The 26,114-nt window shown below is 57.6% G+C and carries 27 protein-coding genes and 3 pseudogenes; 17 read left to right on the top strand and 13 right to left on the bottom strand.

All coding sequences use genetic code 11. The annotated features are described in order from the left end of the window. Positions 1–15: 15 nt before the first annotated feature. The 4 genes and pseudogenes from AC1MDT_RS16895 to colR form a co-directional block, all read right to left on the bottom strand. Positions 16–126, bottom strand: a pseudogene (locus AC1MDT_RS16895) (lipopolysaccharide kinase InaA family protein); the annotation flags it as partial. Between the two features lie 9 nt (positions 127–135). Beyond that, positions 136–804 carry a class I SAM-dependent methyltransferase gene (locus tag AC1MDT_RS16900; protein WP_480422811.1) on the bottom strand — a complete coding sequence of 223 codons (669 nt, stop codon included), beginning with the start codon at positions 802–804 and terminating at the stop codon, positions 136–138. A gap of 161 nt (positions 805–965) precedes the next feature. Continuing rightward, complete coding sequence (locus AC1MDT_RS16905) at positions 966–2,255, bottom strand: sensor histidine kinase (protein WP_480418195.1); 1,290 nt, start codon at positions 2,253–2,255, stop codon at positions 966–968. Next, complete coding sequence (colR, locus tag AC1MDT_RS16910) at positions 2,245–2,928, bottom strand: two-component system response regulator ColR (protein ID WP_414910041.1); 684 nt, start codon at positions 2,926–2,928, stop codon at positions 2,245–2,247. The genes AC1MDT_RS16905 and colR overlap by 11 nt, the downstream gene beginning before the upstream one ends. A 154-nt stretch (positions 2,929–3,082) precedes the next feature. Here colR and AC1MDT_RS16915 point away from each other — a divergent pair. Then, positions 3,083–3,357 (top strand): annotated as a pseudogene (locus tag AC1MDT_RS16915) (sulfatase-like hydrolase/transferase); the annotation flags it as partial. Positions 3,358–3,410: 53 nt separating this feature from the next. After that, on the top strand, positions 3,411–4,154 hold the full coding sequence (locus AC1MDT_RS16920) for a phosphatase PAP2 family protein (protein WP_480418196.1): 744 nt from the start codon (positions 3,411–3,413) through the stop codon (positions 4,152–4,154). A 185-nt stretch (positions 4,155–4,339) separates the two neighbouring features. Here AC1MDT_RS16920 and groL read toward each other — a convergent pair whose 3' ends face one another. The 4 genes from groL to AC1MDT_RS16940 all read right to left on the bottom strand — a co-directional run bounded on the left by groL (position 4,340) and on the right by AC1MDT_RS16940 (position 7,848). After that, the gene (gene groL, locus AC1MDT_RS16925) at positions 4,340–5,983 is read right to left on the bottom strand and encodes a chaperonin GroEL (protein WP_414910040.1); all 1,644 of its coding nucleotides are present in this window, start codon (positions 5,981–5,983) and stop codon (positions 4,340–4,342) included. 49 nt (positions 5,984–6,032) lie between these two features. Further along, the gene (locus AC1MDT_RS16930) at positions 6,033–6,326 is read right to left on the bottom strand and encodes a co-chaperone GroES (protein WP_019827816.1); all 294 of its coding nucleotides are present in this window, start codon (positions 6,324–6,326) and stop codon (positions 6,033–6,035) included. Positions 6,327–6,573: 247 nt separating this feature from the next. Continuing rightward, positions 6,574–7,050, bottom strand: a complete 477-nt coding sequence (locus tag AC1MDT_RS16935; RefSeq protein WP_480418197.1) for an FxsA family protein — start codon at positions 7,048–7,050, stop codon at positions 6,574–6,576. A gap of 66 nt (positions 7,051–7,116) precedes the next feature. After that, positions 7,117–7,848, bottom strand: coding sequence for a HugZ family pyridoxamine 5'-phosphate oxidase (locus tag AC1MDT_RS16940; RefSeq protein WP_480418198.1), 732 nt, complete (start codon positions 7,846–7,848; stop codon positions 7,117–7,119). A gap of 166 nt (positions 7,849–8,014) precedes the next feature. Here AC1MDT_RS16940 and AC1MDT_RS16945 point away from each other — a divergent pair, with 166 nt between their 5' ends. After that, entirely contained in the window at positions 8,015–8,773 is a 759-nt protein-coding gene (locus tag AC1MDT_RS16945) for an SDR family oxidoreductase (protein WP_480418199.1), read from the top strand. A 136-nt stretch (positions 8,774–8,909) separates the two neighbouring features. Here AC1MDT_RS16945 and apbC read toward each other — a convergent pair whose 3' ends face one another. Continuing rightward, complete coding sequence (apbC, locus tag AC1MDT_RS16950; RefSeq protein WP_480418200.1) at positions 8,910–10,004, bottom strand: iron-sulfur cluster carrier protein ApbC; 1,095 nt, start codon at positions 10,002–10,004, stop codon at positions 8,910–8,912. Between the two features lie 380 nt (positions 10,005–10,384). Here apbC and metG point away from each other — a divergent pair, with 380 nt between their 5' ends. The 8 genes from metG (at position 10,385) to AC1MDT_RS16990 (ending at position 17,187) form a co-directional block, all read left to right on the top strand. Next, the gene (metG, locus tag AC1MDT_RS16955) at positions 10,385–12,436 is read left to right on the top strand and encodes a methionine--tRNA ligase (protein WP_480418201.1); all 2,052 of its coding nucleotides are present in this window, start codon (positions 10,385–10,387) and stop codon (positions 12,434–12,436) included. Between the two features lie 132 nt (positions 12,437–12,568). Beyond that, positions 12,569–13,138: an electron transport complex protein RnfA gene (locus AC1MDT_RS16960; protein ID WP_480418202.1), complete on the top strand. Its 570-nt coding sequence runs from the start codon at positions 12,569–12,571 to the stop codon at positions 13,136–13,138. Further along, positions 13,135–14,148 (top strand): electron transport complex subunit RsxB, encoded by a 1,014-nt coding sequence (gene rsxB / locus AC1MDT_RS16965; RefSeq protein ID WP_480418203.1) that lies wholly within the window; start codon positions 13,135–13,137, stop codon positions 14,146–14,148. The genes AC1MDT_RS16960 and rsxB overlap by 4 nt, the downstream gene beginning before the upstream one ends. Beyond that, positions 14,135–15,127, top strand: a complete 993-nt coding sequence (locus AC1MDT_RS16970; protein ID WP_480418204.1) for an RnfABCDGE type electron transport complex subunit D — start codon at positions 14,135–14,137, stop codon at positions 15,125–15,127. The genes rsxB and AC1MDT_RS16970 overlap by 14 nt, the downstream gene beginning before the upstream one ends. Next, entirely contained in the window at positions 15,124–15,735 is a 612-nt protein-coding gene (locus tag AC1MDT_RS16975; RefSeq protein WP_480418205.1) for an RnfABCDGE type electron transport complex subunit G, read from the top strand. The genes AC1MDT_RS16970 and AC1MDT_RS16975 overlap by 4 nt, the downstream gene beginning before the upstream one ends. After that, complete coding sequence (locus tag AC1MDT_RS16980) at positions 15,728–16,237, top strand: Rnf-Nqr domain containing protein (RefSeq protein WP_480418206.1); 510 nt, start codon at positions 15,728–15,730, stop codon at positions 16,235–16,237. Before AC1MDT_RS16975 ends, AC1MDT_RS16980 begins: the two co-directional genes overlap by 8 nt. A 25-nt stretch (positions 16,238–16,262) precedes the next feature. After that, positions 16,263–16,901, top strand: coding sequence for an endonuclease III (gene nth, locus AC1MDT_RS16985; RefSeq protein WP_480418207.1), 639 nt, complete (start codon positions 16,263–16,265; stop codon positions 16,899–16,901). 106 nt (positions 16,902–17,007) lie between these two features. Beyond that, complete coding sequence (locus AC1MDT_RS16990) at positions 17,008–17,187, top strand: PA3496 family putative envelope integrity protein (RefSeq protein WP_007898493.1); 180 nt, start codon at positions 17,008–17,010, stop codon at positions 17,185–17,187. A 56-nt stretch (positions 17,188–17,243) separates the two neighbouring features. On the opposite strand, the gene AC1MDT_RS16995 is transcribed toward AC1MDT_RS16990, so the two are convergent. Next, entirely contained in the window at positions 17,244–17,870 is a 627-nt protein-coding gene (locus tag AC1MDT_RS16995) for a response regulator transcription factor (protein ID WP_201120491.1), read from the bottom strand. Between the two features lie 548 nt (positions 17,871–18,418). Between AC1MDT_RS16995 and AC1MDT_RS17000 the strand changes: the two are divergent. Next, positions 18,419–18,697 (top strand): annotated as a pseudogene (locus AC1MDT_RS17000) (hypothetical protein); the annotation flags it as partial. 213 nt (positions 18,698–18,910) lie between these two features. On the opposite strand, the gene AC1MDT_RS17005 reads toward AC1MDT_RS17000, so the two are convergent. Then, the gene (locus tag AC1MDT_RS17005) at positions 18,911–20,128 is read right to left on the bottom strand and encodes an argininosuccinate synthase (RefSeq protein WP_059406294.1); all 1,218 of its coding nucleotides are present in this window, start codon (positions 20,126–20,128) and stop codon (positions 18,911–18,913) included. A gap of 129 nt (positions 20,129–20,257) precedes the next feature. Beyond that, positions 20,258–21,166: a flagellar protein MotY gene (locus tag AC1MDT_RS17010; protein ID WP_480418208.1), complete on the bottom strand. Its 909-nt coding sequence runs from the start codon at positions 21,164–21,166 to the stop codon at positions 20,258–20,260. 159 nt (positions 21,167–21,325) lie between these two features. Between AC1MDT_RS17010 and pyrC the strand changes: the two genes are divergently transcribed. Next, complete coding sequence (gene pyrC, locus AC1MDT_RS17015) at positions 21,326–22,372, top strand: dihydroorotase (RefSeq protein WP_480418209.1); 1,047 nt, start codon at positions 21,326–21,328, stop codon at positions 22,370–22,372. Continuing rightward, a complete protein-coding gene (rnt, locus tag AC1MDT_RS17020; protein ID WP_201120607.1) occupies positions 22,369–23,046 on the top strand; it encodes a ribonuclease T in 678 nt (225 codons plus the stop codon). Before pyrC ends, rnt begins: the two co-directional genes overlap by 4 nt. A gap of 181 nt (positions 23,047–23,227) precedes the next feature. Here rnt and AC1MDT_RS17025 read toward each other — a convergent pair whose 3' ends face one another. Then, complete coding sequence (locus tag AC1MDT_RS17025) at positions 23,228–23,830, bottom strand: peroxiredoxin (RefSeq protein WP_480418210.1); 603 nt, start codon at positions 23,828–23,830, stop codon at positions 23,228–23,230. 291 nt (positions 23,831–24,121) lie between these two features. Between AC1MDT_RS17025 and AC1MDT_RS17030 the strand changes: the two genes are divergently transcribed. The 3 genes from AC1MDT_RS17030 (at position 24,122) to AC1MDT_RS17040 (ending at position 26,100) form a co-directional block, all read left to right on the top strand. Further along, positions 24,122–24,340, top strand: coding sequence for a bacterioferritin-associated ferredoxin (locus AC1MDT_RS17030; protein ID WP_414910023.1), 219 nt, complete (start codon positions 24,122–24,124; stop codon positions 24,338–24,340). Positions 24,341–24,538: 198 nt separating this feature from the next. Continuing rightward, a complete protein-coding gene (bfr, locus tag AC1MDT_RS17035) occupies positions 24,539–25,012 on the top strand; it encodes a bacterioferritin (protein WP_480418211.1) in 474 nt (157 codons plus the stop codon). Between the two features lie 185 nt (positions 25,013–25,197). Then, positions 25,198–26,100, top strand: a complete 903-nt coding sequence (locus tag AC1MDT_RS17040) for a chemotaxis protein CheW (RefSeq protein WP_480418212.1) — start codon at positions 25,198–25,200, stop codon at positions 26,098–26,100. Positions 26,101–26,114 lie beyond the last annotated feature (14 nt).

A 26,114-nucleotide genomic window follows, 5' to 3' on the forward strand; every position in this document is an offset into this window, starting at 1 on the left:
AAAGTAGTCGAGTTTTCACCGGTCCGTCGTGCTGAACGACGAGTGGCGACGCAGTTGCTGCATGTCATGGGCAGCGGCACGACGGGCGGTCAGGCGTTGCCGGCACTTCTTGAGATCGATCAGGGCGCCAGCCGGTTACCGCTTGCGTAATACGTACACTCGCCGCATTGCATAGAGTGGTAAAAAGTCCAGTTGTTCCTGGATACGAAAACCCGCCTGTTCGAATTCCTTTTCTACCGTGGCAGCCGGTAACACAAACCGGTTTTGGTAACCTACCTGCCTACGGCTTTTCTCTGCACGTTTGCGTTGCCAGGCTTTGAAATTGCCGTCCACCCACAACGAAAGGATCACACTGTCACGGGTGACGCGCTCCAGCTCACGTAAAATCACCAGTCGACGCTCGGCTTCACCGATGTGATGGAACAAGCGCATGCAGAAAATGCTGTCGACGGCGTTATCAGGCAAGGCGATGTCAAATGCCGAGATGAGCATGGGTTGGACCCTTTTTACCACATCGGCAGGTTGCGCCTGCATGGCGATCTTCAACATTGACTCTGAGTTGTCGGCTCCGATGATTGCGCGATTGCTTTTCTCTGCAAGCAATGGCCAGAAACGCCCTGTGCCACACGGCAAATCAAGGACCAGCCCCGGCTCATCGACCAGTGCCAGCGCCTTACGGGCCAGTTGTTCATCACGCCAGTGGGACAGGCGCCGGCCTAACCCGTCCTTATACTGGCGCAGGTAGCGTTGAGCGTGTTGATCGTCGTATTGTTCGGAAAAATCCAGTTTGATCGGGCCGTCCATCATCAAGGTCTCCTAACGACTGATGAGCACTAACTTAGGTACATGGGTGTCAGTGTCAGGTTACGCACCTGTGAAAATTTAGTGATGTACAACCCTGAACTATTCCAGCGTGTTACTGGGTGACCGCGATGGCTCGGGGCCAGCCGCCTTGAATGAATCGATCAGGCCACCTTCGAGGGATGCAACTCCACGTGAAACCGGCAGCCATTGGGCTCCATCGTCGTCAGGCTGACGCTCCAACCCTGGTTTTCGCAAATCCGCTGCACCAGCGAGAGCCCCAGCCCCAGGCCCTCACCGCGTTTTTCAGAGCCACGAACGAAAGGCTCGAACATCGCCTCGCGTTTTTCCTCGGGAATGCCCACCCCACTGTCCTCGACCACGAACCCCATGGGCGTCAGGGTCAGACGGATGAACCCGGTCTCGGTGTAATGCAGAGCGTTACGCAGCAAGTTGCCCATGACGGCGTGCAGGAGGGTTGCGTTGTAAGTGCTTTGCGTACTTTGCGGCTTGCCCGGTTCGAAGATCAGCTTCAACCCTTTGGCCTCGATCGGCTCGCGCCATAGCGTGAGCAAGCCATTGGCTACCTGGCTCACCGATTGCTGTGGTGACATGCTGGCGTCTTCACGTTGTGCGCGGGCCAGCATCAGGAAGGTTTGCACCAGCTCACGCATTTCCTCACAGGCACGGGCGATTCGCTCGACCTGAGCACGGCCGCGTTGATCAATGCCAGGGTTTTCCAGCAGCAGCTCACAGGAGCTGGCCAGCACCATCAAGGGCGTGCGAAGTTCGTGGCTGACATCACTGGTGAACAGTCGCTCCCGGGTCAACGCCTGGCGCAAGCGCCCGAGTGTAGCGTCGAAGGCCACGGCCAGTTCGCCCACTTCATCGGCCGCGTAATCCGGTGCCAGCGGCGGTGCCAGCCCCAACAATTGATCACGGTGGCGAACCTGACGGGCCAGCCGCACCACGGGCGCCATCACCTTGCGCGCCAGCACCCAGCCGAGAAACACTGCCAACGCCAGGCTCAGTACAAAGCCCACCAGCACCACGGCAAACAGTACGCGCTCACGCTCTTCGAAATCGCTTTGATCCTGCAACAGCACGTAACGCCGACCGTCGACGACTTCGACCATGGCGTGGTACGACAGGTGGTCACGAAACACTTCGTGAAAGCCCGGCTCAAGGTGGCGTAAATCCTTAGGCAACTGGAAGTCGCCCGGCCCGCCGCTGAAATAGAACAGTTGGTCCGGTTCGGGGCGATGTCTCCAGTCCGTGACACTGTCCATCAGCAACAGTCGCTGAAGATCGCCGCCCAGGCCGCCCGATATCAGTTTTTCTTCCACCAGGTGCACAGTCGCCATGATGCCCATGGCGAAGGATCCCGCTACCAGGGCGCTCATGAGCGCAAAGGCGATGATGATCCGTTGAGCGAGGCTCTGCTTAAACTCCATTACGGCCCTCGGCCAGGCGATAACCCACGCCGTGCACGGTTTGCAGCAACGGCTTGGCGAACGGTTTGTCGATCACTTGGCGCAATTGGTGCACGTGACTGCGCAAGCTGTCGCTGTCCGGGCAGTCATCGCCCCACAGAGCCTCTTCGAGAATTTCGCGACGCAGGACGTGAGGGCTTTTCTGCATCAGCACGGCCAACAACTTCAAACCGACCGGGTTGAGTTTCAGCAGGCGACCTTCGCGGGTCACCTCAAGGGTATCGAGGTCGTAGTTCAGATCGGCGACCTGCAAAGTGCGTCGACCTCCACCCTGGGTACGGCGCATGACGGCTTCGATGCGTGCGGCCAGTTCAGACAGGGCAAAGGGTTTGATCAGGTAGTCGTCGGCGCCGGATTTGAAGCCTTGAAGGCGGTCGTCCAGTTGATCGCGAGCGGTGAGCATGATCACCGGTGTGTCGCGCCGGGCGTCTTCACGCAGGCGCTTGCACAGGGTGTAGCCATCAATACCGGGCAACATGATGTCGAGCACGATCAAGTCGTAATGCTCGGTGGCTGCCAGGTGCAAACCTGACAAACCGTCCTGCGCGCAATCCACGGTATAGCCTTTGAGCCCCAGGTAATCGGCCAGATTGGCCAGGATATCGCGGTTGTCTTCAACCAATAAAATTCGCATGGGCATCTACTCCGTACACAGTAACGGCCGTCTTGGCCCGCGCAGCTTAAGGCCAACGGTGGCTCAGAGCTAGGGTTGGGGATCGTGCAAATCAATTCACCCGCTCAATGAAGGGATCAACAAGTTTATTACTGTCAAATCGCAACATGGCTAAAGTGGCCGCGACGGTGCAGTGAAGTACACCGACTATGCCATTGGTCAGTTTCTCGATCAGGCGCGCAAAAAGCCGTGGTTCGATAATACAATCTTCGTCTTCGTCGCCGACCACACCGCTGGCAGCGCAGGGGTCGCGAGTCACAGGCCACGGCCAGTGATCCGCTGATCAGCCGCGCAATGACTTACTACCAAACGGCCAGTTATGGCTTCAAGCAACGCCTGCTTGCCTGGAAGACGCCCACGGAGGGCACCGACCAGGTCAGCGACCGTTAACCGAACAGCCCCGAGCTGATGGCTCGGGGCTGTTCTATTGTTCAGGATCCATCATGTCGTCAACTGCTGTCCGTCCCGTCTCTCGCCCTCTCAATTTCTGGGTGTGCCTGGGAATACCCGCCATTGCGGCGATCACTCTACTGCTGCTCGAACTGACGTCCCTGGACATGTCCCTTGCCAAGCTGTTCTATGACCCGGTCGCGGGTGAATTCATCGGGCGGCACAATCACTTTCTCGAAGACATCGTGCACGACCGGGCCAAACAAGTGGTCATCGCCTTTTCGGTGTTGGCGATCTTCGGTTTCATTGCCTCCTTTTTCGTCGACAAGCTCAAGCCGTTCAAACGGGAGTTGGGCTGTCTGGTGCTGTCGCTGGCGCTGGCGACAGCCTTTGTCACTCCGGTCAAAGCGGTGACGGCGGTGCAATGCCCCTGGAGCCTGGAGCAGTTCGGCGGTCACGAAACCTACAGCGAACTGCTCAGCCCGCGCCCGCCTACCGACAAACCTGGCCGTTGCTGGCCCGGTGGTCATGCGGCTACCGGTTTCTCGCTGTTTGCGTTGTTCTTTGTGCTGCGTGATCGTCGCCCGCGCCTGGCCCGTAAAGCGTTTGTTTTCGCCTTCGCCCTGGGCACGGTGTTTTCCGTGAGCAGGATGTTGCAAGGTGCGCACTTCTTCTCGCACAACGTGTGGACCGCGATTTTCTGCTGGCTGATTTGTTTTGGGACCTATTACTACACTTTGTACCGCCCGGCCTCAAAGGCTAAGCGAGTGTCCAAAGCGCAACCGGTAAACGTCTGAAACACCGATTTTAAATGTAGGAGCGAGCTTGCTCGCGAAGGACCTCAGAACGCACGGGGATGTCAGGCTTACAGCGTTATCGTTGACGACCATCGCGAGCAAGCTCGCTCCTACAATGATCCGGGCAATAAAAAACCCCGCCTGCTTAGCGCAGGCGGGGTTTTTTCGTACGGGGTAAGGCTGGCTTACATCATGCCGCCCATGCCGCCCATACCGCCCATGTCTGGCATGCCGCCGCCAGCTGGACCGTCTTCCTTGATCTCAGCGATCATGGCTTCGGTGGTGATCATCAGGCTGGCAATCGACGAAGCCGCTTGCAGCGCCGAACGAGTCACTTTAGCCGGGTCCAGGATACCCATTTCGATCATGTCGCCGTATTCGCCGGTAGCAGCGTTGTAACCGTAGTTACCCGAACCCTGCTTGACCTTGTCGACTACTACGCTTGGCTCGTCGCCGGAGTTGGCAACGATCTGGCGCAGTGGCGCTTCAACAGCGCGGCGCAGCAACTGGATGCCAACGTTCTGGTCATCGTTGTCGCCTTTCAGCTCGGAGATCGCCTGCAGTGCGCGAACCAGTGCCACGCCGCCGCCAGGTACCACGCCTTCTTCAACGGCTGCACGGGTAGCGTGCAGGGCGTCTTCAACGCGGGCTTTCTTCTCTTTCATTTCAACTTCGGAACCGGCGCCAACCTTGATCACTGCAACGCCGCCGGACAGTTTGGCCAGACGCTCTTGCAGTTTTTCACGGTCGTAGTCGGACGAAGTGTCGGCTACTTGCTGACGGATCTGCAGAACGCGAGCCTGGATGTCAGCCTCAACGCCCGAACCGTCGATCACGGTGGTGTTTTCTTTGGACAGGATCACGCGCTTGGCATTACCCAGGTGTTCCAGGGTAGTGCTTTCCAGGCTCAGACCGATCTCTTCGGAGATAACGGTACCGCCTGTCAGAACAGCGATGTCCTGCAGCATGGCCTTGCGACGGTCGCCGAAGCCTGGAGCCTTGACGGCTGCGACTTTAACGATGCCACGCATGTTGTTCACAACCAGAGTCGCCAGGGCTTCGCCTTCAACGTCTTCGGCCACGATCAGCAGTGGACGGCCGGCTTTGGCAACGGCTTCCAGTACTGGCAGCATTTCGCGGATGTTCGAGATTTTTTTGTCGACCAGCAGGATCAGCGGACCGTCCAGCTCGGCAGTCATGGTCTCTGGCTTGTTGACGAAGTACGGGGACAGGTAGCCGCGGTCGAACTGCATGCCTTCAACAACCGACAGTTCGTTTTCCAGGCCCGAGCCTTCTTCGACAGTGATCACGCCTTCTTTACCGACTTTTTCCATGGCTTCGGCAATGATGTCGCCGATGGAGCTGTCGGAGTTGGCCGAGATGGTGCCGACCTGAGCGATTGCGCGGGTGTCAGCGCAAGGCTTGGACAGGGCTTTCAGCTCTTTGACGATAGCGATGGTCGCTTTGTCGATACCGCGCTTCAGGTCCATCGGGTTCATGCCGGCAGCGACGGCTTTCAGGCCTTCGTTGACGATCGATTGAGCCAGAACGGTAGCGGTGGTGGTGCCGTCGCCTGCGTCATCGTTGGCACGGGAGGCAACGTCTTTGACCAGCTGCGCGCCCATGTTTTCGAAGCGATCTTTCAGCTCGATTTCTTTGGCTACGGAAACGCCGTCCTTGGTGATGGTCGGAGCGCCGAAGCTCTTCTCGATGATCACGTTACGGCCTTTAGGGCCCAGGGTCGCTTTTACTGCGTCAGCCAGGACGTTCACACCGGCGAGCATTTTCTTGCGGGCGGAGTCGCCGAATTTAACTTCTTTAGCAGCCATGATCGATATTCCTTAAATACTTTGTAGTAGCGGGAAAATGAGCGGGAAATCAGCCTTCGATAACAGCGAGAATCTCGTTCTCAGCCATTACCAGCAGGTCTTCGCCGTCAACTTTCACGGTGTTGCTGCCGGAGTACGGGCCGAACACAACCTTGTCACCCACTTTCACGGCCAGTGCACGCACTTCACCGTTGTCCAGCACGCGGCCGGTGCCGACAGCGAGGATTTCGCCGCTGTTGGCTTTTTCAGCAGCCGAACCTGGCAGGACGATACCGCCAGCGGTTTTCTTTTCTTCTTCGCTGCGACGGATGACGACGCGGTCATGCAGAGGACGAAGCTTCATTGTCGATCTCTCCTAATTGTGGTTTTCATCGGCCGGTGTATTCCCGGCGGGTTTAACAAATCCGGCGGCGCCGGTTGCGCCTCGACAAGCGAGACGCGGAAGTCTGCCTGGCATGATTGCCAGAAACCTTGCGGTGACCGTTACATAAGGGCGCATAAGCTTATTACAAGGGCGAGGATCGAAATTTTTTACGTTGCTGGCCCGAAAACGAACACGGCACCCGAAGGTGCCGTGCAGGTGAAACGATTTACTTGGAATCGCGGTGTTCGAACTCGCCTTCGATCACATTCGGCTCCCGGCCCAGAGGCTCGCGCGGGGCAGGACCGCCACGTGGCTGCAGGTCGTCGGCGAATGCACGCTGACGGATGGCTTGTGCTTCGGCACGCTTGCGCATTGTGTTGGCCAGCAGCCGACGAGTGAGCGGCAGCAACATGATCAGGCCCAGCACATCGCTGACGAAGCCCGGCAGGATCAACAAACCGCCCGCCAGGGCCAGCATCAGGCCTTCGAGCATGGTCTGGGCCGGCAGTTCACCGCGATTCAGGCTTTCACGAGCACGCAGCGCAGTGGCCAGACCGGCGATACGCAGCACGAACACGCCTAGCATCGAGCCGAGAATGACCAGCAGCAGTGCCGGGAAAAACCCGATCGCGCTGCTGACCTTGACGAATACGAACAGCTCCAACACCGGAAACAGTACAAAGAGCAATAAAAAAGGGCGCATCAAATGGTTCCTCAACGCAAGAATGCCTTGCCAGTCTTCCCTAGATGACGTCGCCGATTCGTGAATTCAAGCATCGGCCACTTCATTTTTCGGCCAATGCTCGGCGTGAGCCAGGAAAACCAAGGCTTCCCGGACTTGTGTCGGCGTATTACAAGGCGCTTGAAACGGCAGCCAATACAGAACCGGACCGATGCGCAGGTGCATGCCTTCGGTGTCGATACCGGCCAATTGTGCCGGTTCGGTCTTCGGCAAGCCTGCCAGCTCCACGTAATGCGCGATGGCTTTGGCATGGTCGGCATTCATGTGCTCGACCATGCCCGCTTCGGCTTTGCCGGTAAACGGATTGGCTAGCGTCAGCTGATCAACCCAGTGGATCGCGCCGAAGCCGCCGATGTAACGGTGGCGCACGGGTTTGAGCACCCAGAAATCAAAATCGTGGGCTTTGTGGTAGCTCTGCGAATCCGGGAAATAACGGTAGTAGCGCTCGGCCGCTGCTTCGATGGCGGCCTCGTCTTCGAGCTTTTCCGCTTCGGCCAGGTAGGTCAGGCGACCAACGGCTTGCACGTCTTCAGCCCCACGCTCGCCCACAAACAGCGAACATTTCGGGTCTTTCTGCAGGTTATGCGTGTGCTGGGCGATGCGGCTGATCAGGATCAGCGGCCGTCCCTGCTCATCCAGGCAGTAGGGAACCACGGAGCCAAACGGGAAACCGGGCATGGCCTTGGAGTGTGTCGACAACACGCCACGGTATTCCTTGAGAAGCAATTCTCGGGCATTCTTGGCCGCTTCAACGCTCAATTTATGACTCCTTCTATAGAATCCGTCGAAAAAACGGACAGGTGACTGGGGATACGTTTCCAGTGCGCCATCAGGGCAGTTCTCATGTGCAGCCGGACCACATCAGGTGCAGATCGAGAGGCCCTCTTAAAGGAAACCACTCTGACCTCCTACTTGGGGCATGCGAATGCAACTCACTGACAAAGTAATCATTATCACTGGCGGTTGCCAGGGTTTAGGCCGTTCCATGGCCGAGTATTTCGCCGGCAAAGGCGCGAAGCTGGCGCTGGTGGACTTGAACCAGGAAAAGCTCGACGAGGCCGTCGCCGCGTGCAAAGCCAAGGGCGTTGAGGCTCGCGCCTATCTATGTAACGTCGCCAACGAAGAACAAGTGACGCACATGGTCGCTCAGGTTGCCGAAGATTTCGGCGCGATCCATGGCCTGATCAACAATGCCGGAATCCTGCGTGATGGCCTGCTGTTGAAGGTCAAGGACGGCGAGATGACCAAGATGAGCCTGGCGCAATGGCAAGCGGTAATCGATGTCAACCTGACCGGCGTGTTTCTGTGCACCCGTGAAGTCGCGGCGAAAATGGTCGAGCTGAAAAACAGCGGCGCGATCATCAATATTTCCTCGATCTCCCGCGCCGGCAACGTTGGCCAGACCAACTACTCCGCCGCCAAGGCCGGTGTCGCTGCGGCGACCGTGACCTGGGCCAAGGAACTGGCGCGTTACGGTATTCGCGTGGCGGGCATTGCACCGGGCTTCATCGAAACCGAAATGACGTTGGGCATGAAGCCGGAAGCGCTGGATAAGATGACGTCCGGGATTCCACTCAAGCGCATGGGCAAGCCGCAAGAGATTGCCCATTCGGCGGCGTACATTTTCGAGAACGACTACTACACCGGTCGGATTCTGGAAATGGATGGCGGATTGCGGATCTAAGGCCCCCAAAAACAACTGTAGGAGCGAGCTTGCTCGCGATGAACTCGAAGGCGGCGCATTTTTCCAGAAAGCACGCGTTATCGTTTACGTCCATCGCGAGCAAGCTCGCTCCTACGGGGGGATCTATTTAATCGTCTTAATCGTCGCTGATGGTGATGTTCGGCATCGCCGGTGTCGCCGCTTCCTGCAATACGATCCGTGCGCCGACGTGGCGGGCGAGTTCCTGGTACACCATCGCAATCTGGCTGTCGGGCTCGGCGATCACCGTTGGCTTGCCGCCATCGGCCTGCTCGCGGATGACCATCGACAGCGGCAACGAAGCCAGCAATTCGACGCCGTACTGGTTGGCCAGCTTCACACCACCGCCCTCACCGAACAGATGCTCGGCATGCCCGCAGTTGGAGCAGATGTGCACGGCCATGTTTTCCACCACGCCCAGCACCGGGATGTTGACCTTGCGGAACATCTCCACGCCCTTGCGCGCATCCAGCAATGCCAGATCCTGTGGGGTGGTCACGATCACAGCGCCAGCTACCGGGACTTTCTGCGCCAGGGTCAGCTGGATGTCACCGGTGCCTGGCGGCATGTCGATGACCAGGTAATCCAGATCGCCCCACGCGGTTTGCGTCACCAGTTGCAACAATGCCCCGGAGACCATCGGCCCGCGCCAGACCATCGGCGTGTTGTCGTCGGTCAGGAATGCCATGGACATGACTTCGACGCCATGGGACTCGATCGGCAAGAACCACTTCTGGTCCTTGACCTTTGGTCGGGTGCCTTCAGGGATACCAAACATGATGCCCTGGCTCGGACCGTAGATGTCCGCGTCGAGAATCCCGACCTTGGCGCCTTCGCGCGCCAACGCCAACGCCAGGTTGGCGGCGGTGGTGGATTTGCCCACGCCCCCCTTGCCAGATGCCACGGCGACAACGTTTTTCACGTTCGCCAGGCCTGGAATCTGCGCCTGTGCCTTATGCGCGGCGATCACGCTGGTGATCTCGACACGAGCGATCGTCACACCTTCCAGCCCTTCGATGGCCATTTGCAGCATCTGCGACCAGCCGCTTTTGAACAGGCCCGCAGCGTAGCCCAACTCCAGCTGGACGCTGACGCGATCGCCCTGGATGTCGATGTTGCGCACACACCCGGCGCTGACCGGGTCCTGGTTCAGATAAGGGTCGGTGTATTGGCGAAGGACGGCTTCCACCGCTGCGCGATTGACGGCGCTCATGGGCAACTCCGATAACAAGACTGGAAAATCAGGCGGGTATCCTAACCGTTATATGGCTTGTTCGGCATGCTTTCAGAGTGTGACAAATATCCCATGGCTGAATGCTACCTGTAGCAGCTGGCGAAGCCTGCGTTCGCCTGTAGGAGCGAGCTTGCTCCGGGCGGCGTTCCGACGAAAGACGTTAACGATAACGCGTTCATGTTGGATAAACGTGTCGCTCTCAGGTCTTTCGCGAGCAAGCTCGCTCCTACAGGCAACCGGACGCAGGCTTGGGCGAGTCCATCCAATTACAAGGACCGTGGATGCCGGTCGCGGGGGTGAAAAATATGCGCCGGCGCTTTATAGTGGCCGACTTCCGTTTCATCAAGTAGCCGAGCCCCATGTCCGAGCCACGCAAGATCCTCGTCACCAGCGCCCTGCCCTATGCCAATGGTTCGATCCACCTCGGCCATATGCTGGAATATATCCAGACCGATATGTGGGTGCGCTTCCAGAAGCACCGCGGCAATCAATGCATTTATGTCTGCGCCGACGACGCCCACGGTTCGGCCATCATGCTGCGCGCGGAAAAGGAAGGCATCACCCCGGAACAACTGATCGCCAACGTCCAGGCTGAACACAGCGCCGACTTTGCCGAGTTCCTGGTGGACTTCGATAACTTCCACTCCACTCACGCCGAAGAAAACCGTGAGCTGTCGAGCCAGATCTACCTGAAGCTGCGCGACGCCGGGCACATCGCCCAGCGCTCGATCACTCAGTACTTCGACCCGGAAAAGAAGATGTTCCTGGCCGACCGCTTCATCAAGGGCACTTGCCCGAAATGCGGCACCGAAGACCAGTACGGCGACAATTGCGAAAAATGCGGTGCAACCTATGCACCGACCGACCTGAAGGATCCGAAGTCGGCGATCTCTGGCGCCACGCCGGTGCTCAAGGATTCCCAGCACTTCTTCTTCAAGTTGCCGGACTTCCAGGAAATGCTGCAGGCCTGGACCCGCAGCGGCACCCTGCAAGACGCGGTCGCCAACAAGATCGCCGAATGGCTGGACGCCGGCCTGCAGCAGTGGGACATTTCCCGCGATGCGCCGTACTTCGGTTTCGAGATCCCTGACGAGCCGGGCAAGTACTTCTACGTTTGGCTCGATGCGCCAATCGGCTACATGGCCAGCTTCAAGAACCTCTGCGACCGTCGTCCGGACCTGGATTTCGACGCGTTCTGGGGCAAGGATTCCACCGCCGAGCTGTACCATTTCATCGGCAAGGACATTGTCAATTTCCACGCGCTGTTCTGGCCAGCAATGCTCGAAGGTGCCGGTTTCCGCAAACCGACCGGCATCAACGTGCACGGCTACCTGACCGTCAACGGTCAGAAAATGTCCAAGTCCCGCGGCACCTTCGTCAAGGCGCGGACCTACCTGGACCACCTGTCGCCGGAATATCTGCGCTACTACTACGCGGCCAAGCTTGGCCGTGGCGTCGACGACCTGGACCTGAACCTCGAAGACTTCGTGCAGAAGGTTAACTCCGATCTGGTGGGCAAAGTCGTCAACATCGCCAGCCGTTGCGCCGGTTTCATCCAGAAAGGCAACGCCGGTGTGCTGGTGGCGGGTAACGCCGCACCCGAGCTGACCGACGCGTTCCTCGCCGCTGCGCCGAGCATCTGCGACGCCTACGAGGCTCGCGACTTCGCCCGTGCGATGCGCGAAATCATGGGCCTGGCCGACCGTGCCAACGCCTGGATCGCCGACAAGGCGCCGTGGTCGCTGAACAAACAGGAAGGCAAGCAAGACGAAGTCCAGGCCATCTGCGCCTTGGGCATCAACCTGTTCCGCCAACTGGTGATCTTCCTCAAGCCGGTGTTGCCACTGCTGGCCGCCGATGCCGAGGCGTTCCTGAACGTCGCGCCGCTGACCTGGAACGATCACGCAACGCTGCTCAGCAACCATCAGTTGAACGAGTTCAAACCGTTGATGACCCGTATCGACCCGGTGAAAGTGCAAGCCATGACCGATGCTTCGAAAGAAGACCTGACCGCCAGCGCAACCGACACCGGCGAAACCGCACCGGCCGGCAACGGCGAACTGGCCAAGGATCCGCTGTCGCCGGAGATCGAATTCGATGCCTTTGCCGCGGTCGACCTGCGCGTCGCTCTGATCCTTAAGGCCGAACATGTGGAAGGTGCCGACAAACTGCTGCGCCTGACCCTGGACATCGGTGACGAGCAACGTAACGTGTTCTCCGGGATCAAAAGCGCTTATCCGGATCCGTCCAAGCTCAATGGTCGCCTGACCATGATGATCGCCAACCTCAAGCCACGGAAAATGAAGTTCGGCATCTCCGAAGGCATGGTGATGGCGGCGGGCCCTGGCGGTGAAGAAATCTACCTGCTGAGCCCCGACAGCGGCGCCAAGCCAGGGCAGCGGATCAAGTAAGCTTCTGCGCTAAAACGAATCCCACCGTCGTGCCCGGCGCGACGGTGGGATTTTCATGTCTGGCCCACCCTCCCGCCTTGCCGGATAATGCCTAACCTTCAGGTAGACAGGCCTTTTCTTGCCGGCAAGATCATGACCCAGATGCTTCTTACACTTATCAGCGCTGCCCTGATCAACAACTTCGTGTTGCACTGGCCGCTGGGCGTCGATCCGCTAATGAGCAGTGAGCGCGGTCAAGTTCATGCACTGGGCATTGCGACGACGTGTCTGATGCTGATCGTCGGCATGCTCGGCTATGCGCTCTACCACTGGCTGCTGGTGCCACTGGAGCTGACTTCGCTGCGTCTGTTCGTATTTCTGCCGCTGAGCGTGTTGTTGATCGCGCCGCTGCTGAAGTTACTGTCGAAGGTAATGTCGACGCTTTCATTCGAAGGGCTCTGGCCGCTGCTCCTCGGCAATGCCGGCGTGCTTGGGCTGGCGCTGATCAACGTCCAGGACGACAAAGGATTTTTCCAGGCCACGACCCTGAGCCTTGGCGCCGGTCTGGGTTTCTGGCTGGTACTGAGTCTGTTCAGCGACTTGCGCCAGCGCACCGTCGATAACGATGTCCCCCTGCCTTTTCGCGGCCTGCCGATCGACCTGATTGGCGCCGGTCTGATCGCAGTGGCCTTTCTCGGATTCAGCGGACTGATCAAAACATGAGTCTGATTCAACGCATCGACGCCCTCCTGCCCCAGACCCAATGCGGCAAGTGCGGCCACCCCGGATGCAAGCCCTACGCCGAGGGCATCGCCAGCGGCGAGCCGATCAACAAGTGCCCACCGGGCGGCAGCGAAACCATTTCGGCCCTGGCCGATTTGCTGAAAGTGCCGGTGCTGGAACTGGATGTGAGTCGCGGTTCGGCCCCGGCGCAGATTGCGTATATTCGTGAAGCGGAGTGCATTGGATGCACCAAATGCATTCAGGCTTGCCCGGTGGACGCCATCGTCGGCGCAGCCAAATTGATGCACACGGTCATCGTCGATGAATGCACCGGTTGCGACCTCTGCGTGGCACCCTGCCCGGTGGATTGCATCGAGATGCGTCCGCTACCACTGGGCACGGTGCTGCCGATCGTCGGCGGCTTGGCCTTCAGCCTTGAGGAACAACGCGCCCGCGCGGCCAAACGCAATCACGCCCGCCGCCGTTTCGAACAACGCAACGCCAGGCTGCAACGTGAGGAAGAACAGAAACTCGCGGAACGTCAGGCTCGTGCGCAGCGCACAGTGCCGCAGCCCAGTGAAGCGCCCTCCCTCGACCCGGTTCAAGCCGCACTTGAGCGGGTGCGTGCTCAGAAAGCAGCCACTGCCGATGCAGTGTTGAAAAAAGCCAAGATCGATCTGGCCATGAGCCGGGCGCAACTGAACAAGTCGCTCAAGGCCTTCGGGCATCCACCGACGTTTGAACAGCAGGCGCAACTCATCGTCCTGCAACAGCAGTTCGAGGCGGCCGAGCAAGCGTTGGCGACATTGGAAAACAGCGCACCGCCCACCTCGGCGCCCGTTGCTCCGGCAAAAAATGCGGAGCTGAATCGGGCAAAAATTCAATTGGCGATGCGCCGCGCAGCGCTTAAAAAAGCTCAAGCGAGCGAAGCGTCCGCTGAACAAATCGAAATATTGGAGGGAGCAGTGAGCGAAGCCGAGCGTCAGGTGGATGCTTATGGCGCCCCTTGAATCGGTAGACGAACGCCTTCAGCAGGCCATGAAGCTGGTGTTGCTGGCCACGTTGCCGGGGATGCTGGTGTTGTTCGGGCTGTATGGTTGGGGGGTATTGATCAACCTGATCCTGGCGGGTGTAACAGCGCTGGCTGTTGAAGGGGCCGTGTTGCAGTTGCGCAAGCGAGCGCTCAAACCCACCTTGAGCGACGGTAGCGCCCTGGTCAGTGCGACGCTACTGGCGCTGGCCCTTCCGCCTTATTGCCCGTGGTGGCTGACGGTCAGTGCTGCGGCGTTCGCAATGGTGTTCGGCAAGCACTTGTATGGCGGCGTCGGCAAAAACCCTTTCAACCCGGCAATGCTCGGCTTCGCCCTGGTGCTGGTGACGTTTCCTCAACCAATGACCCATTGGCCGTCATCCCACGGCATGGACCTGTTGGGCGGTTTGCAGCAGGTGTTTGGTTTCAGCCTCAATGACCCTCCGGATGCCTGGGCCCAGGCCACGGCGCTGGACAGCCTGCGGATCAACAAAAGCCTGACCATGGACGAACTCTTCGCCGGCAACCCGGCGTTCGGCCACGTCGGCGGCCGTGGCGTGGAATGGGTCAACCTGGCGTTTCTGGCCGGGGGCGCATTTCTCCTGCAACGGCGAATATTCACGTGGCATGCGCCAGTCGGCATGCTCGCCAGCCTGTTCATCATCAGCCTGCTGTGCTGGAACGGCTCGGGTTCCGACTCTCATGGCTCGCCGCTGTTTCACCTGCTCACCGGCGCGAGCATGCTCGGTGCATTCTTCATCGTGACGGAACCGGTGTCTGGCGCAAAAGCCCCCGGTGCCCGACTGTTGTTCGGGGCGGGAGTGGGGCTGCTGACCTATTTGATTCGCACCTGGGGCGGCTACCCGGACGGCGTGGCATTTGCGGTGTTGCTGATGAACCTCTGTGTGCCGGCGCTGGACCGGTTTGTCGCCGCCAGGCAAGAGCGGAGTGCGCCATGAACCGAACGTCGAGCATTGTCACGCTGGTGCTGCTGGCAACCGTGGGGGTTGGTGCGACCTACCTCGTGCAACACGCCATCGCGCCGCACATCGCCGCCGAACAACGCCTGATCGACAGTCGCAACCTGCTGGACCTGCTGCCCTCGGACAGTTACGACAATCAACCGCTGGATCAGCCGCTCAACCTCGACAACATCGCACTGGCCAATAGCACCCTGCTCGTCGGCTACCGCGCAACCAAGGCCGGCCAACCCAGCGCCGTGTTGTTGCGCAGCCAGACCCTGGGCTATGCAGGCTCCATCGACTTGCTGATCGCCATCGACATCAACGGCAAGCTGCTGGGCGTCAAAACCCTCAAGCAATCTGAAACGCCTGGGTTGGGCGGTAAAATCGCCGACTGGCCCAATAGTTGGCTTCAGATTTTCTCCGGCAAGTCCCGAACCGAGCCTGACGACAGTCGCTGGTCTTTAAAAAAGGATCAGGGTCAATTCGATCAGATCGCGGGCGCGACCATTACTTCAAGAGCGGTGGTCAGCGCCATTCATGACGCGTTGCGCTACTTCGATGAGCACCGGCAACAGCTGATCGGGAGCAGTCTCCATGAATAAGTCATCGCCTCTGCAGAATTCGCTGATGCTGACGCCGCTGATCGGTGCCACCGACTCGTGGGTAACCGCGCTGGGCCTGTGGCTGATGTTTATCGTGGTGACCAGTACCTTCGGCGTGAGCATGGGCGCCTTGCGATCGCGAATGGTCCCGGCCACACGCCTGCTGGCCAGTGTGCTGCTGGCGGCGGCTCTGACCAGCTGCGCTGAACTCGCCGCGCAAGCCTGGTCGCTGCAAGGTCTGCAGCACGTGGGGATCTATGCAGGATTGATCGCCCTGCAATGCGTCGTGCTGGAACACACCGGGTTTTACCAGAGCGCATGGCGTGACCGCCTGCGCTTGTGCGGTGTGTTCGGCGCATTGCTGGTGGGCATGGGCCTGCTACGCGAACTCTTCGGCAACGGTAGCTTTCACTTGGCCACCCTGGCCCCTGGCGGATTCATTTTGCTGGGCCTATTGATAGCCGCCTGGCAGGCCTGCACCCGCCCGACCACTCCACACTGAACGCTTTCAAGGAAACGCACTGCCCATGAATGCCGCAAAACGTCTGGAAATCTTCCGCCGGTTTCACGAAGACAACCCGGAACCAAAGACCGAACTGGCCTATTCCTCGCCGTTCGAATTGCTGATTGCCGTGATTCTCTCGGCACAATCGACCGACGTCGGCGTCAACAAAGCCACTGCCAAACTCTTTCCGGTGGCCAATACGCCGGCGGCGATTTATGCACTGGGTGTCGAAGGGCTGTCGGAGTACATCAAGACGATCGGCCTGTTCAACAGCAAAGCCAAAAACGTGATCGAGACGTGCCGCTTGCTGGTGGAGCGTCACGCAGGCGAAGTGCCGCAGACCCGCGAGGAGCTGGAAGCACTACCCGGCGTCGGTCGCAAGACTGCCAACGTGGTGCTCAATACCGCCTTCCGTCAGCTGACCATGGCCGTCGACACGCATATCTTCCGGGTCAGCAACCGCACTGGCATTGCTCCAGGCAAGAATGTGGTCGAGGTTGAGAAAAAACTGATGAAGTTCGTGCCCAAGCAATACCTGCTCGATTCACATCACTGGTTGATCCTTCACGGACGCTATGTTTGCCTGGCCCGCAAGCCCCGCTGCGGCAGTTGCCGGATCGAAGACTTGTGCGAATACAAGCAAAAGACCTCCGACGATTGAGGCGCTATTAGGTTTTTTGATAAGTCGATTGAAAAAATCTTTTTTACCCGCGAGGAGAATGTCGATATAAGGAGCGCCAAAGGCAGTCTAAGCCTGGAGTTAACCTATGAGCACTGGCAAAGAGCAATTGGACGTAGAAGACGACTTCACCCCCGTTGAGGCCGATGACGCTGAACCGGTGGTTGAGGTGGCGAAGACCAACCTGAGCAAACGCCGTACCATCGACAATCTGCTGGAGGAGCGCCGACTGCAAAAGCAATTGGCCGATTACGATTTTGATCTATGACACCTAAAAGCCTCCCGAAACGGAGGCTTTTTACTTAGTGCCAAATGCTGACGCAATCACACCAGACCATTGCGTTGAGCCAACTCGATCAGGTCGACCAAGGAACGAGCATTGAGTTTCAACAACAGGCGAGTCTTGTAAGTACTGACGGTCTTATTGCTGAGGAACATACCATCGGCTATCTCTTTGTTGGTCTTGCCTCGCGCCAACTGTTGCAAGACCATCATTTCCCGCCCTGATAGACGATCCACCATATCGGCTTCACTGGCATTCCCCAGACTGGAGCGTACGGTATGCAAGGCTTGGTTCGGAAAGTAACTGTAGCCTGACAGCACGGCCTTTATTGCACTCAGCAATTCAGTAAGATCCTGCTGCTTGCAGACATATCCCGCAGCACCCGACTGCATGCAACGCATGGAAAAATGCCCCGGCGCCTGAGAAGTCAATATCAGCACTTTCATTGGCATCGCGGCCGATGTCAGACGTGCAATTACTTCCAGCCCATCCAGTTTCGGTATCCCAATATCGAGAATGACAATATCCGGCATATATTCACGTGCCAGTTGCAATGCATCCACGCCATTATCTGTTTCAGCAATGACCTCGTAGCCATGACGCTCCATTAGCATACGTACCGCAAGACGAATGACGGGGTGATCATCCACGATCAGCACTTTATTCATGGGCAAGTCCAATTTCGCTGTTCGAATTTTTAGAGCCCGCACAATAGCCTAGTCGTTTCACCCCTGGCATGCCGCGCCCCCCGCCCCCCCACACCGAGAGACATTCCCTACAAACAATACGGATCTCTCCTACAAAAATTCTTCGAAAACACCGCACCGGAAACTTTTTCAGACTGACGGTATTTCTCTTTTAACCAGTTTTTTGTATCAACTTACGACCAAAAAACGAAATAGCACGGCTTGGTTGTGGTGATTCGACAGGCGCAAATTATACAGTCATCCTTAAAAGTAACCGATATTTACCAAATCAACATTTATACCAGAAATATCACACACCAATTATCCACTTACGCTTACAGCAAAAAAACAAAACCCGAACATCATAAGAAATCAAACCAAGCGAGCACCCGCACCCTTCGGAATTTTTATTACCTTAAAAAAAGACAAGGCAGAACAACTCAATACAAACCTACTATATTGATTATTCCACCCCTCAACAATTACCCATTAACCATTCGAGAAAAGACAAAATTACATGAGTATAAAATATGAAAAGATTCAAACAAACAATTACCAACCCCATGACCGTCATCGCGATATTCGCAACACTGTCTGAAACATCGGCAGCTCTCTCACTGCCTTTCCTCGACGAGGATGAAAGAGATATCTACATCTGGTTCCTGATCAGCTTTCCTTATTATTTGATTTTACTTTTCTTCGCCACACTCAACTTTAACTACCGATCGCTTTACGCACCCTCTGACTTTGAAAAGGGAAAGCATTTCATAAAAGTCATGGACAGGGCTGAGCGCCCGGACAGTGACGCCATGCCGGAGGAAAAACTGAAGGAGAGCACATTGAAAAATTCAAAAACCCCTAAGAAACGCAGTAATCAATAGCGTTTGAGGGATTGTCAGGAGGGCTTGAAAGAAACCGGAAAAACGCTAAATCGCAGGACAGGTAGAACATCACCCTTTTCAAATGTGTGGCCACGTCGATGACGGGCCACACATTCTATTCGTTCTACGGCCTCAACGGTCTCAGAACAGCTTCCGGCCTTTGTTCGCCGCGATACGCATGCGCAAGGCGTTGAGCTTGATGAAGCCCGCCGCGTCGGCCTGGTTGTAGGCACCGCCATCTTCTTCAAAGGTTGCGATGTTGGCGTCGAACAACGACTCGTCAGACTTGCGACCCGTGACGATCACGTTGCCCTTGTACAGCTTCAGGCGCACAACGCCGTTCACGTGTGCCTGGGACGCATCGATCATCTGTTGCAGCATCAGACGCTCAGGGCTCCACCAGTAACCGGTGTAGATCAGGCTGGCGTATTTCGGCATCAGCTCATCTTTGAGGTGAGCGACTTCGCGGTCCAGCGTGATCGATTCGATCGCACGGTGGGCGCGCAACATGATGGTGCCGCCCGGGGTTTCGTAGCAGCCACGGGACTTCATGCCCACGTAACGGTTCTCAACGATGTCGAGACGGCCGATACCGTGTTCGCCGCCGATACGGTTCAGGGTCGCCAGCACGGTGGCCGGGGACATTTCGACGCCGTCCAGCGCGACGATGTCGCCGTTGCGGTAGGTCAGTTCCAGGTACTGCGCTTTGTCAGGAGCCTTCTCCGGGGAGACGGTCCATTTCCACATATCTTCTTCGTGCTCGGTCCAGGTATCTTCCAGCACGCCGCCTTCATAGGAGATGTGCAGCAAGTTGGCATCCATTGAGTACGGGGATTTTTTCTTGCCGTGACGCTCGATAGGGATGTTGTGCTTTTCAGCGTAATCCATCAGTTTTTCACGGGAGAGCAAGTCCCATTCGCGCCACGGAGCGATCACTTTCACACCCGGCTTCAACGCGTAGGCGCCCAGTTCGAAACGAACCTGGTCGTTGCCTTTGCCGGTGGCGCCGTGGGAAATGGCGTCAGCGCCGGTTTCGTTGGCAATTTCGATCAGGCGTTTGGCAATCAACGGACGAGCGATGGAAGTACCCAGCAGGTACTCGCCTTCGTAAACGGTGTTGGCGCGGAACATCGGGAAAACGAAATCGCGTACGAATTCTTCGCGCAAGTCGTCGATGTAGATCTCTTTGACGCCCATGGCCTGAGCCTTGGCGCGTGCAGGTTCGACCTCTTCGCCCTGACCCAGGTCAGCGGTGAAGGTCACGACTTCACAGTTATAAGTATCCTGCAGCCACTTGAGGATCACCGAAGTGTCCAGGCCGCCGGAATACGCCAGAACGACCTTGTTTACGTCCGCCATGCCATCACTCCACGGGGTTCTACGGAAAGCCGTCGAGTCTACCGGGCATGCAGAATAATTTACAGAGGCGCGACAGCTTATGACGACGAAGCGACAGATTATGTCGAGTGAGCGACGATTACAGCGGGTTCAGGAGGTCGCCGGGGTGCTGCCCGGAGACGTGGTTTGAGGCGCGACTTTCTCGGTCGGCGCCACCCGCTCCAGCCGCACGGCGACCCGGCGATTCTTCGCCCGGTTGGCCGCATTGGTGTTCGGTGCCACCGGGTACCGCTCACCGTGGAAGCGCAGGGTGATCTGCGACTCCTGAATGCCATTGGCCTTGAAATAGTCCATCACCGCCAACGCCCGGCGGCGTGACAATTCGCGGTTGGTCAGGCGATTGCCGCTATTGTCCGAGTGGCCATCGAGTTCGATATGGTTGACCGTTGGATCAGCCTTCATGAACTCCAGCATGACCTGCAACTGCGCCTTGGCTTGCGGGTTCAAGTCTATACCTTCCCCCGGAAAACCGATCTCGGACTGTTTAACCTGTTCGAAATTCTTTGGCAGCAGTTTCGCCACACAGCTTTGGTAATCATTGAAGGCCTTGCTGAACTTGACGGGTAACAGGCGTACTTCAGACACCCGTCCGTCGCCTGAGGAGTGCCGAATCACTGGGCTGCGACCGTCTATCAGGCCACTGATCAAGCGCCCGGCCTGAACTTGCGAACTGTTGAACAGTACATTACCGCTGCCGATTTGCACGGACCCCAAGTTGATGTCGCCACGCCCTGGCTGCCAAGGTGCGGCGGCTGCCAACAAGGTCGCCGAACCACCGCCAATCATCGCGTTATAGGCCTTCAGACGAAATATCGCCTGCTCGCCGGCCCGACGCACGAACTCCCCCGAACCGAAATCGGTGATCGGCTGCGTCAAGCGGCACTCGAACTTGTCACCTTCGACCGTCCACTCGATGCTCTCCAGACGGGTCTGGAAAGTGAGCGCCATCGCAGGAAGGCTGGCAAACACACTGAGCAAGGCTAAATAACGCTGGCGCACGGGAGGCTCCACTGGCTTCTACAACAAAAAGACCGACACACACATGTTTACGGCATACCTGTTGGATATCGGAAGCTTGCTGCAAAACTTGATAGCGAGTGCCTGCAAGAGTCTTTTCCGGTAGCATTCCCCTGAGTTTGACCCGCCTGGAATCCCCTCATGTCCGACCGCCTGACCCTGCTGCGTCCCGACGACTGGCACATTCATCTTCGCGATGGTGCCGTGTTGACCAATACCGTTGCGGATGTCGCGCGTACCTTTGGTCGCGCCATCATCATGCCCAACCTGGTACCTCCGGTGCGTAACGCCGCTGAAGCCGACGGCTATCGCCAGCGGATTCTCGCTGCACGCCCGGCCGGCAGTCGCTTCGAACCGTTGATGGTGCTTTACCTGACCGACCGCACACAGCCCGAAGAAATTCGCGAGGCCAAGGCCAGCGGTTTCATTCACGCCGCCAAGCTCTACCCGGCCGGCGCGACCACCAACTCGGACTCCGGTGTCACCAGCATCGACAAGATATTCCCTGCACTTGAGGCCATGGCCGAAGTCGGGATGCCCTTGTTGGTTCACGGAGAGGTCACCCGCGGCGATGTCGACGTGTTCGACCGCGAAAAAATCTTCATCGACGAGCACATGCGTCGGGTGGTCGAGCGCTTCCCGACACTCAAAGTCGTGTTCGAACACATCACCACCGCGGATGCCGTACAGTTCGTCAACGAGGCTGCGGCCAACGTCGGCGCAACCATCACCGCGCATCACCTGCTGTACAACCGCAACCACATGCTGGTGGGCGGGATTCGGCCGCACTTCTATTGCCTGCCGATTCTCAAGCGCAATACGCATCAGGAAGCACTGCTCGACGCCGCCACCAGCGGTAGCGAGAAATTCTTCCTGGGCACCGACTCGGCCCCCCACGCCCAGCACGCCAAAGAAGCGGCTTGTGGTTGCGCCGGTTGCTACACCGCTTACGCGGCGATCGAGATGTATGCCGAGGCCTTCGAACAGCGCAACGCGCTGGACAAGCTCGAAGCCTTCGCCAGCCTGAATGGTCCGCGTTTCTACGGCCTGCCGGTGAACACCGATCGAATTACCCTGGTCCGCGAAGAGTGGACCGCCCCTACCAGCCTGCCATTTGGCGAGCTGACCGTAATCCCGCTGCGCGCCGGTGAAAAACTGCGCTGGCGCCTGCTGGAGGAACACGCGTGAGTGAAGATCATTTCGACGACGAACAGGACGGTCAAGGCGGCGGAGGTGGTTCGCGCCACCCGATGGCAGCTCGCTTCCGTGGATACCTGCCAGTCGTTGTCGATGTTGAAACCGGCGGTTTCAACTCTGCCACTGACGCCTTGCTGGAAATCGCTGCGACCACCATCGCCATGGACGAAAAAGGGTTTGTGTATCCCGATCACACCTACTTCTTCCGTGTAGAACCCTTTGAAGGCGCGAACATCGAAGCAGCCGCGCTGGAATTCACCGGTATCAAACTGGATCACCCACTGCGCATGGCGGTGAGCGAAGAAGCCGCACTGACCGATATTTTCCGTGGCATTCGCAAGGCGTTGAAATCGAACGGCTGCAAACGGGCGATTCTGGTCGGGCATAACAGCAGCTTCGATCTGGGTTTCCTCAACGCCGCCGTCGCGCGCCTGGACATGAAACGCAACCCGTTTCATCCATTCTCCAGCTTCGATACCGCGACATTGGCGGGGCTGGCTTACGGTCAAACCGTACTGGCCAAGGCCTGTCAGGCAGCCGATATCGACTTCGACGGTCGCGAGGCTCACTCGGCTCGCTACGACACAGAGAAGACGGCCGAGTTGTTCTGCGGCATCGTCAATCGCTGGAAACAAATGGGCGGCTGGGAAGACTTCAACGACTGATTTGTGTGTGTATGTAGGAGCGAGCTTGCTCGCGATGGACGTGAACGATAACGCGTGCTGTCTGGGGAAAAACATCGCCTTCAGATTCATCGCGAGCAAGCTCGCTCCTACAGGGATTGCAGTATCCCGCCCATAAAAAAACCGGCCTCAACGGCCGGTTTTTTTATGCCTGACGCTTGGCTTACAGCTTGCCAGCGTTCTCGGTCAGGTAAGCAGCAACACCTTCTGGCGAAGCAGTCATGCCCTTGTCGCCTTTTTTCCAGTTGGCAGGGCAAACTTCGCCGTGCGCTTCGTGGAATTGCAGAGCGTCGACCAGACGAATCAGCTCTTCCATGTTACGGCCCAGTGGCAGGTCGTTGACGATCTGCGAGCGAACGACACCTTTGTCGTCGATCAGGAACGCGCCACGGAAAGCCACGCCGTCTGCAGACTCAACGTCGTAGGCCTTGGCGATGTCGTGCTTCATGTCGGCAGCCATGACGTACTGAACCTGACCGATGCCACCGGCATTGATCGGGGTGTTGCGCCAGGCGTTGTGGGTGAAGTGAGAGTCGATCGAAACAGCGATCACTTCAACGTTGCGTGCCTTGAAGTCTTCCATGCGGTGGTCCAGAGCGATCAGCTCGGACGGGCAAACGAAAGTGAAGTCCAGTGGGTAGAAGAACACCAGGCCGTATTTGCCTTTGATGGCCGAGGACAGGGTGTAGCTGTCTACGATCTCGCCATTGCCGAGTACGGCCGGGACGGTGAAATCTGGGGCTTGTTTGCCTACGAGTACGCTCATTGGATATCTCCTGGTGTAAAGACGTGAAGAACCGGGCTCGCATCAGCCTGCCACCCTCAGGCGACAGCCCTGTGACACAAACCGGTTTTGCAAAGACCGGTCATCATACACTGCGTGTTTGACCTGTCCAAAAAAGCATCCGTTACAGGTCGACGCGGATCACCTGCAGGCAAACCGTTCGTCAGTCACACGCCTGTGTGCCGCAAAGGTCATGGAAACCACTTTGACAATCATTCTCGTTAACATTAAGATCCATCGCAATTGAGTCACAACCAGCGACGGTTTTCACTTATGTATGTTTGTCTCTGCACTGGCGTCACCGACGGTCAAATCCGCGATGCAATCTATGAAGGTTGCTGCAGCTATAAGGAAGTTCGTCAGGCCACCGGCGTTGCGAGTCAATGCGGCAAATGTGCCTGCCTCGCCAAGGACGTGGTCCGCGAGACCCTGACCAAATTGCAATCGGCCCAGGCGGCGATACCTTTTCCAGTTGAATTTACAGCCGCATAAATACCCCATTTTAAAGAACCGGACTCATGTCCGGTTTTTTTATGCCAGAAAATCAATTGCTTATGCGCTAGACGCGGAACATAAACACTCTTATTTCGATTAATTTTCATTTAAGTTTCAATAGCTTAGGTTTGACACTCCTAATTACGCGGCTCAAACTCTGCCTTATTGACAGCTAATACAGGGCAGGACCCCATCATGAAAGGCGACACTACAGTCATCCAGCATCTCAACAAGATCCTTGCCAATGAGCTGGTCGCGATCAATCAATATTTCCTGCATGCGCGCATGTACGAAGATTGGGGCCTGAATAAGCTGGGCAAACACGAGTACCACGAATCCATCGACGAGATGAAGCACGCGGACCGGCTGATCAAGCGCATCCTGTTCCTTGAAGGCCTGCCGAATGTCCAGGATCTGGGCAAGCTGCAGATCGGTGAACACACCCAGGAAATGCTTGAGTGCGACCTGCGCATCGAGCGCACCGGCCACGCTGATCTCAAGAAAGCCATCGTTCATTGCGAAAAAGTGGGTGACTTCGGTAGCCGCGAACTGCTGGAAGATATCCTGGAGTCCGAAGAAGAACACATCGACTGGCTGGAAACCCAACTGGGCCTGATCGATAAAGTCGGTCTGGAAAACTATCTGCAATCGCAGATGGGCGAAGAGTAAGTTAGCGCCAGCTAAACTCGAGATAATAAAAAGCCCCGCGCTCTTTTGAAGAGGCGGGGCTTTTTCAGTCCTGTGGACATCAGGGGAATATTCCTAAAGCCTGCCCCCAACAAGTCGATAACCTGGCATCGATAGCTGTTGGCGATCCCCTCATTCGCCCATCACCTTTTCCAGAGAAGGTTTTTATGTCTTCCAACAAAGCCCGCGCAGACTCACTTTCGCTTCTGCTGTTTACCTTGCGCAGCGGCAAGCTGATGGCGATCAACCTGCTGAAAGTCAGTGAAATCATCCCCTGCCCGCCGCTGACCAAGCTCCCCGAGTCGCACCCTCACGTCAAAGGCATCGCCACCCTGCGCGGCGCCTCGTTGTCAGTCATCGACCTGAGTCGTGCCATCGGCGAACGCCCTCTGGAAGATCCTAACGGTGGCTGCCTGATCGTCACGGACATCAGCCGCTCCAAACAGGGCTTGCACGTTCAAGCGGTGAGCAAGATCGTCCATTGCCTGACCACCGACATCCGCCCGCCACCCTTTGGCTCTGGCGGCGTGCGTTCGTATATCACCGGCGTGACCTCCGTCGACGGCACGTTGGTGCAAGTGCTGGACATCGAAAAAGTGATCCACGGCATCGCCCCGGTACAGATCGAAATGGCCCCGACCGAACTCAGCATGGAAGACGCCGAGGTGTTGGGTCACGCACGGATTCTGGTGGTCGATGACAGCCAGACAGCGCTGCAACAATCGGTACACACCTTGCGCAACCTCGGGCTGCAATGTCACACCGCCCGTAGCGCCAAGGAAGCCATCGATTGCTTGCTGGACCTCCAAGGCACAGCGCAGCAGATCAACCTGATTGTTTCGGACATCGAAATGTCCGAAATGGACGGCTATGCCTTCACCCGTACCCTGCGTGAAACCCCTGACTTCGCGCACCTCTATGTGTTGCTCCACACCTCGCTGGATAGCGCGATGAACAGCGAAAAGGCCCGTCTTGCCGGTGCGAACGGGGTACTGACCAAGTTCTCCTCCCCAGAACTGACCAAGTGCCTGATCGAAGCGGCCAAGGCAGTCGCCGCACAAGGTCATTGAGTGTTGGTCGAAAA

The organism is Pseudomonas sp. ASL7, from assembly GCF_056680375.1.

Bases quoted from the DNA above. Each gene is read 5' to 3' on its own strand.
- AC1MDT_RS17005 (WP_059406294.1), bottom strand. From the start codon at position 20,128: ATGGCGGACGTAAACAAGGTCGTTCTGGCGTATTCCGGCGGCCTGGAC.
- AC1MDT_RS16995 (WP_201120491.1), bottom strand. From the start codon at position 17,870: ATGAATAAAGTGCTGATCGTGGATGATCACCCCGTCATTCGTCTTGCG.
- AC1MDT_RS16990 (WP_007898493.1), top strand. From the start codon at position 17,008: ATGAGCACTGGCAAAGAGCAATTGGACGTAGAAGACGACTTCACCCCC.
- nth (WP_480418207.1), top strand. From the start codon at position 16,263: ATGAATGCCGCAAAACGTCTGGAAATCTTCCGCCGGTTTCACGAAGAC.
- AC1MDT_RS17040 (WP_480418212.1), top strand. From the start codon at position 25,198: ATGTCTTCCAACAAAGCCCGCGCAGACTCACTTTCGCTTCTGCTGTTT.
- groL (WP_414910040.1), bottom strand. From the start codon at position 5,983: ATGGCTGCTAAAGAAGTTAAATTCGGCGACTCCGCCCGCAAGAAAATG.
- AC1MDT_RS17030 (WP_414910023.1), top strand. From the start codon at position 24,122: ATGTATGTTTGTCTCTGCACTGGCGTCACCGACGGTCAAATCCGCGAT.
- apbC (WP_480418200.1), bottom strand. From the start codon at position 10,004: ATGAGCGCCGTCAATCGCGCAGCGGTGGAAGCCGTCCTTCGCCAATAC.
- AC1MDT_RS16975 (WP_480418205.1), top strand. From the start codon at position 15,124: ATGAACCGAACGTCGAGCATTGTCACGCTGGTGCTGCTGGCAACCGTG.
- AC1MDT_RS17025 (WP_480418210.1), bottom strand. From the start codon at position 23,830: ATGAGCGTACTCGTAGGCAAACAAGCCCCAGATTTCACCGTCCCGGCC.
- colR (WP_414910041.1), bottom strand. From the start codon at position 2,928: ATGCGAATTTTATTGGTTGAAGACAACCGCGATATCCTGGCCAATCTG.
- AC1MDT_RS16930 (WP_019827816.1), bottom strand. From the start codon at position 6,326: ATGAAGCTTCGTCCTCTGCATGACCGCGTCGTCATCCGTCGCAGCGAA.
- AC1MDT_RS16900 (WP_480422811.1), bottom strand. From the start codon at position 804: ATGGACGGCCCGATCAAACTGGATTTTTCCGAACAATACGACGATCAA.
- rsxB (WP_480418203.1), top strand. From the start codon at position 13,135: ATGAGTCTGATTCAACGCATCGACGCCCTCCTGCCCCAGACCCAATGC.
- pyrC (WP_480418209.1), top strand. From the start codon at position 21,326: ATGTCCGACCGCCTGACCCTGCTGCGTCCCGACGACTGGCACATTCAT.
- AC1MDT_RS16960 (WP_480418202.1), top strand. From the start codon at position 12,569: ATGACCCAGATGCTTCTTACACTTATCAGCGCTGCCCTGATCAACAAC.
- AC1MDT_RS16905 (WP_480418195.1), bottom strand. From the start codon at position 2,255: ATGGAGTTTAAGCAGAGCCTCGCTCAACGGATCATCATCGCCTTTGCG.
- AC1MDT_RS16935 (WP_480418197.1), bottom strand. From the start codon at position 7,050: ATGCGCCCTTTTTTATTGCTCTTTGTACTGTTTCCGGTGTTGGAGCTG.
- AC1MDT_RS16920 (WP_480418196.1), top strand. From the start codon at position 3,411: ATGTCGTCAACTGCTGTCCGTCCCGTCTCTCGCCCTCTCAATTTCTGG.
- AC1MDT_RS16945 (WP_480418199.1), top strand. From the start codon at position 8,015: ATGCAACTCACTGACAAAGTAATCATTATCACTGGCGGTTGCCAGGGT.
- bfr (WP_480418211.1), top strand. From the start codon at position 24,539: ATGAAAGGCGACACTACAGTCATCCAGCATCTCAACAAGATCCTTGCC.
- AC1MDT_RS16980 (WP_480418206.1), top strand. From the start codon at position 15,728: ATGAATAAGTCATCGCCTCTGCAGAATTCGCTGATGCTGACGCCGCTG.
- metG (WP_480418201.1), top strand. From the start codon at position 10,385: ATGTCCGAGCCACGCAAGATCCTCGTCACCAGCGCCCTGCCCTATGCC.
- AC1MDT_RS16970 (WP_480418204.1), top strand. From the start codon at position 14,135: ATGGCGCCCCTTGAATCGGTAGACGAACGCCTTCAGCAGGCCATGAAG.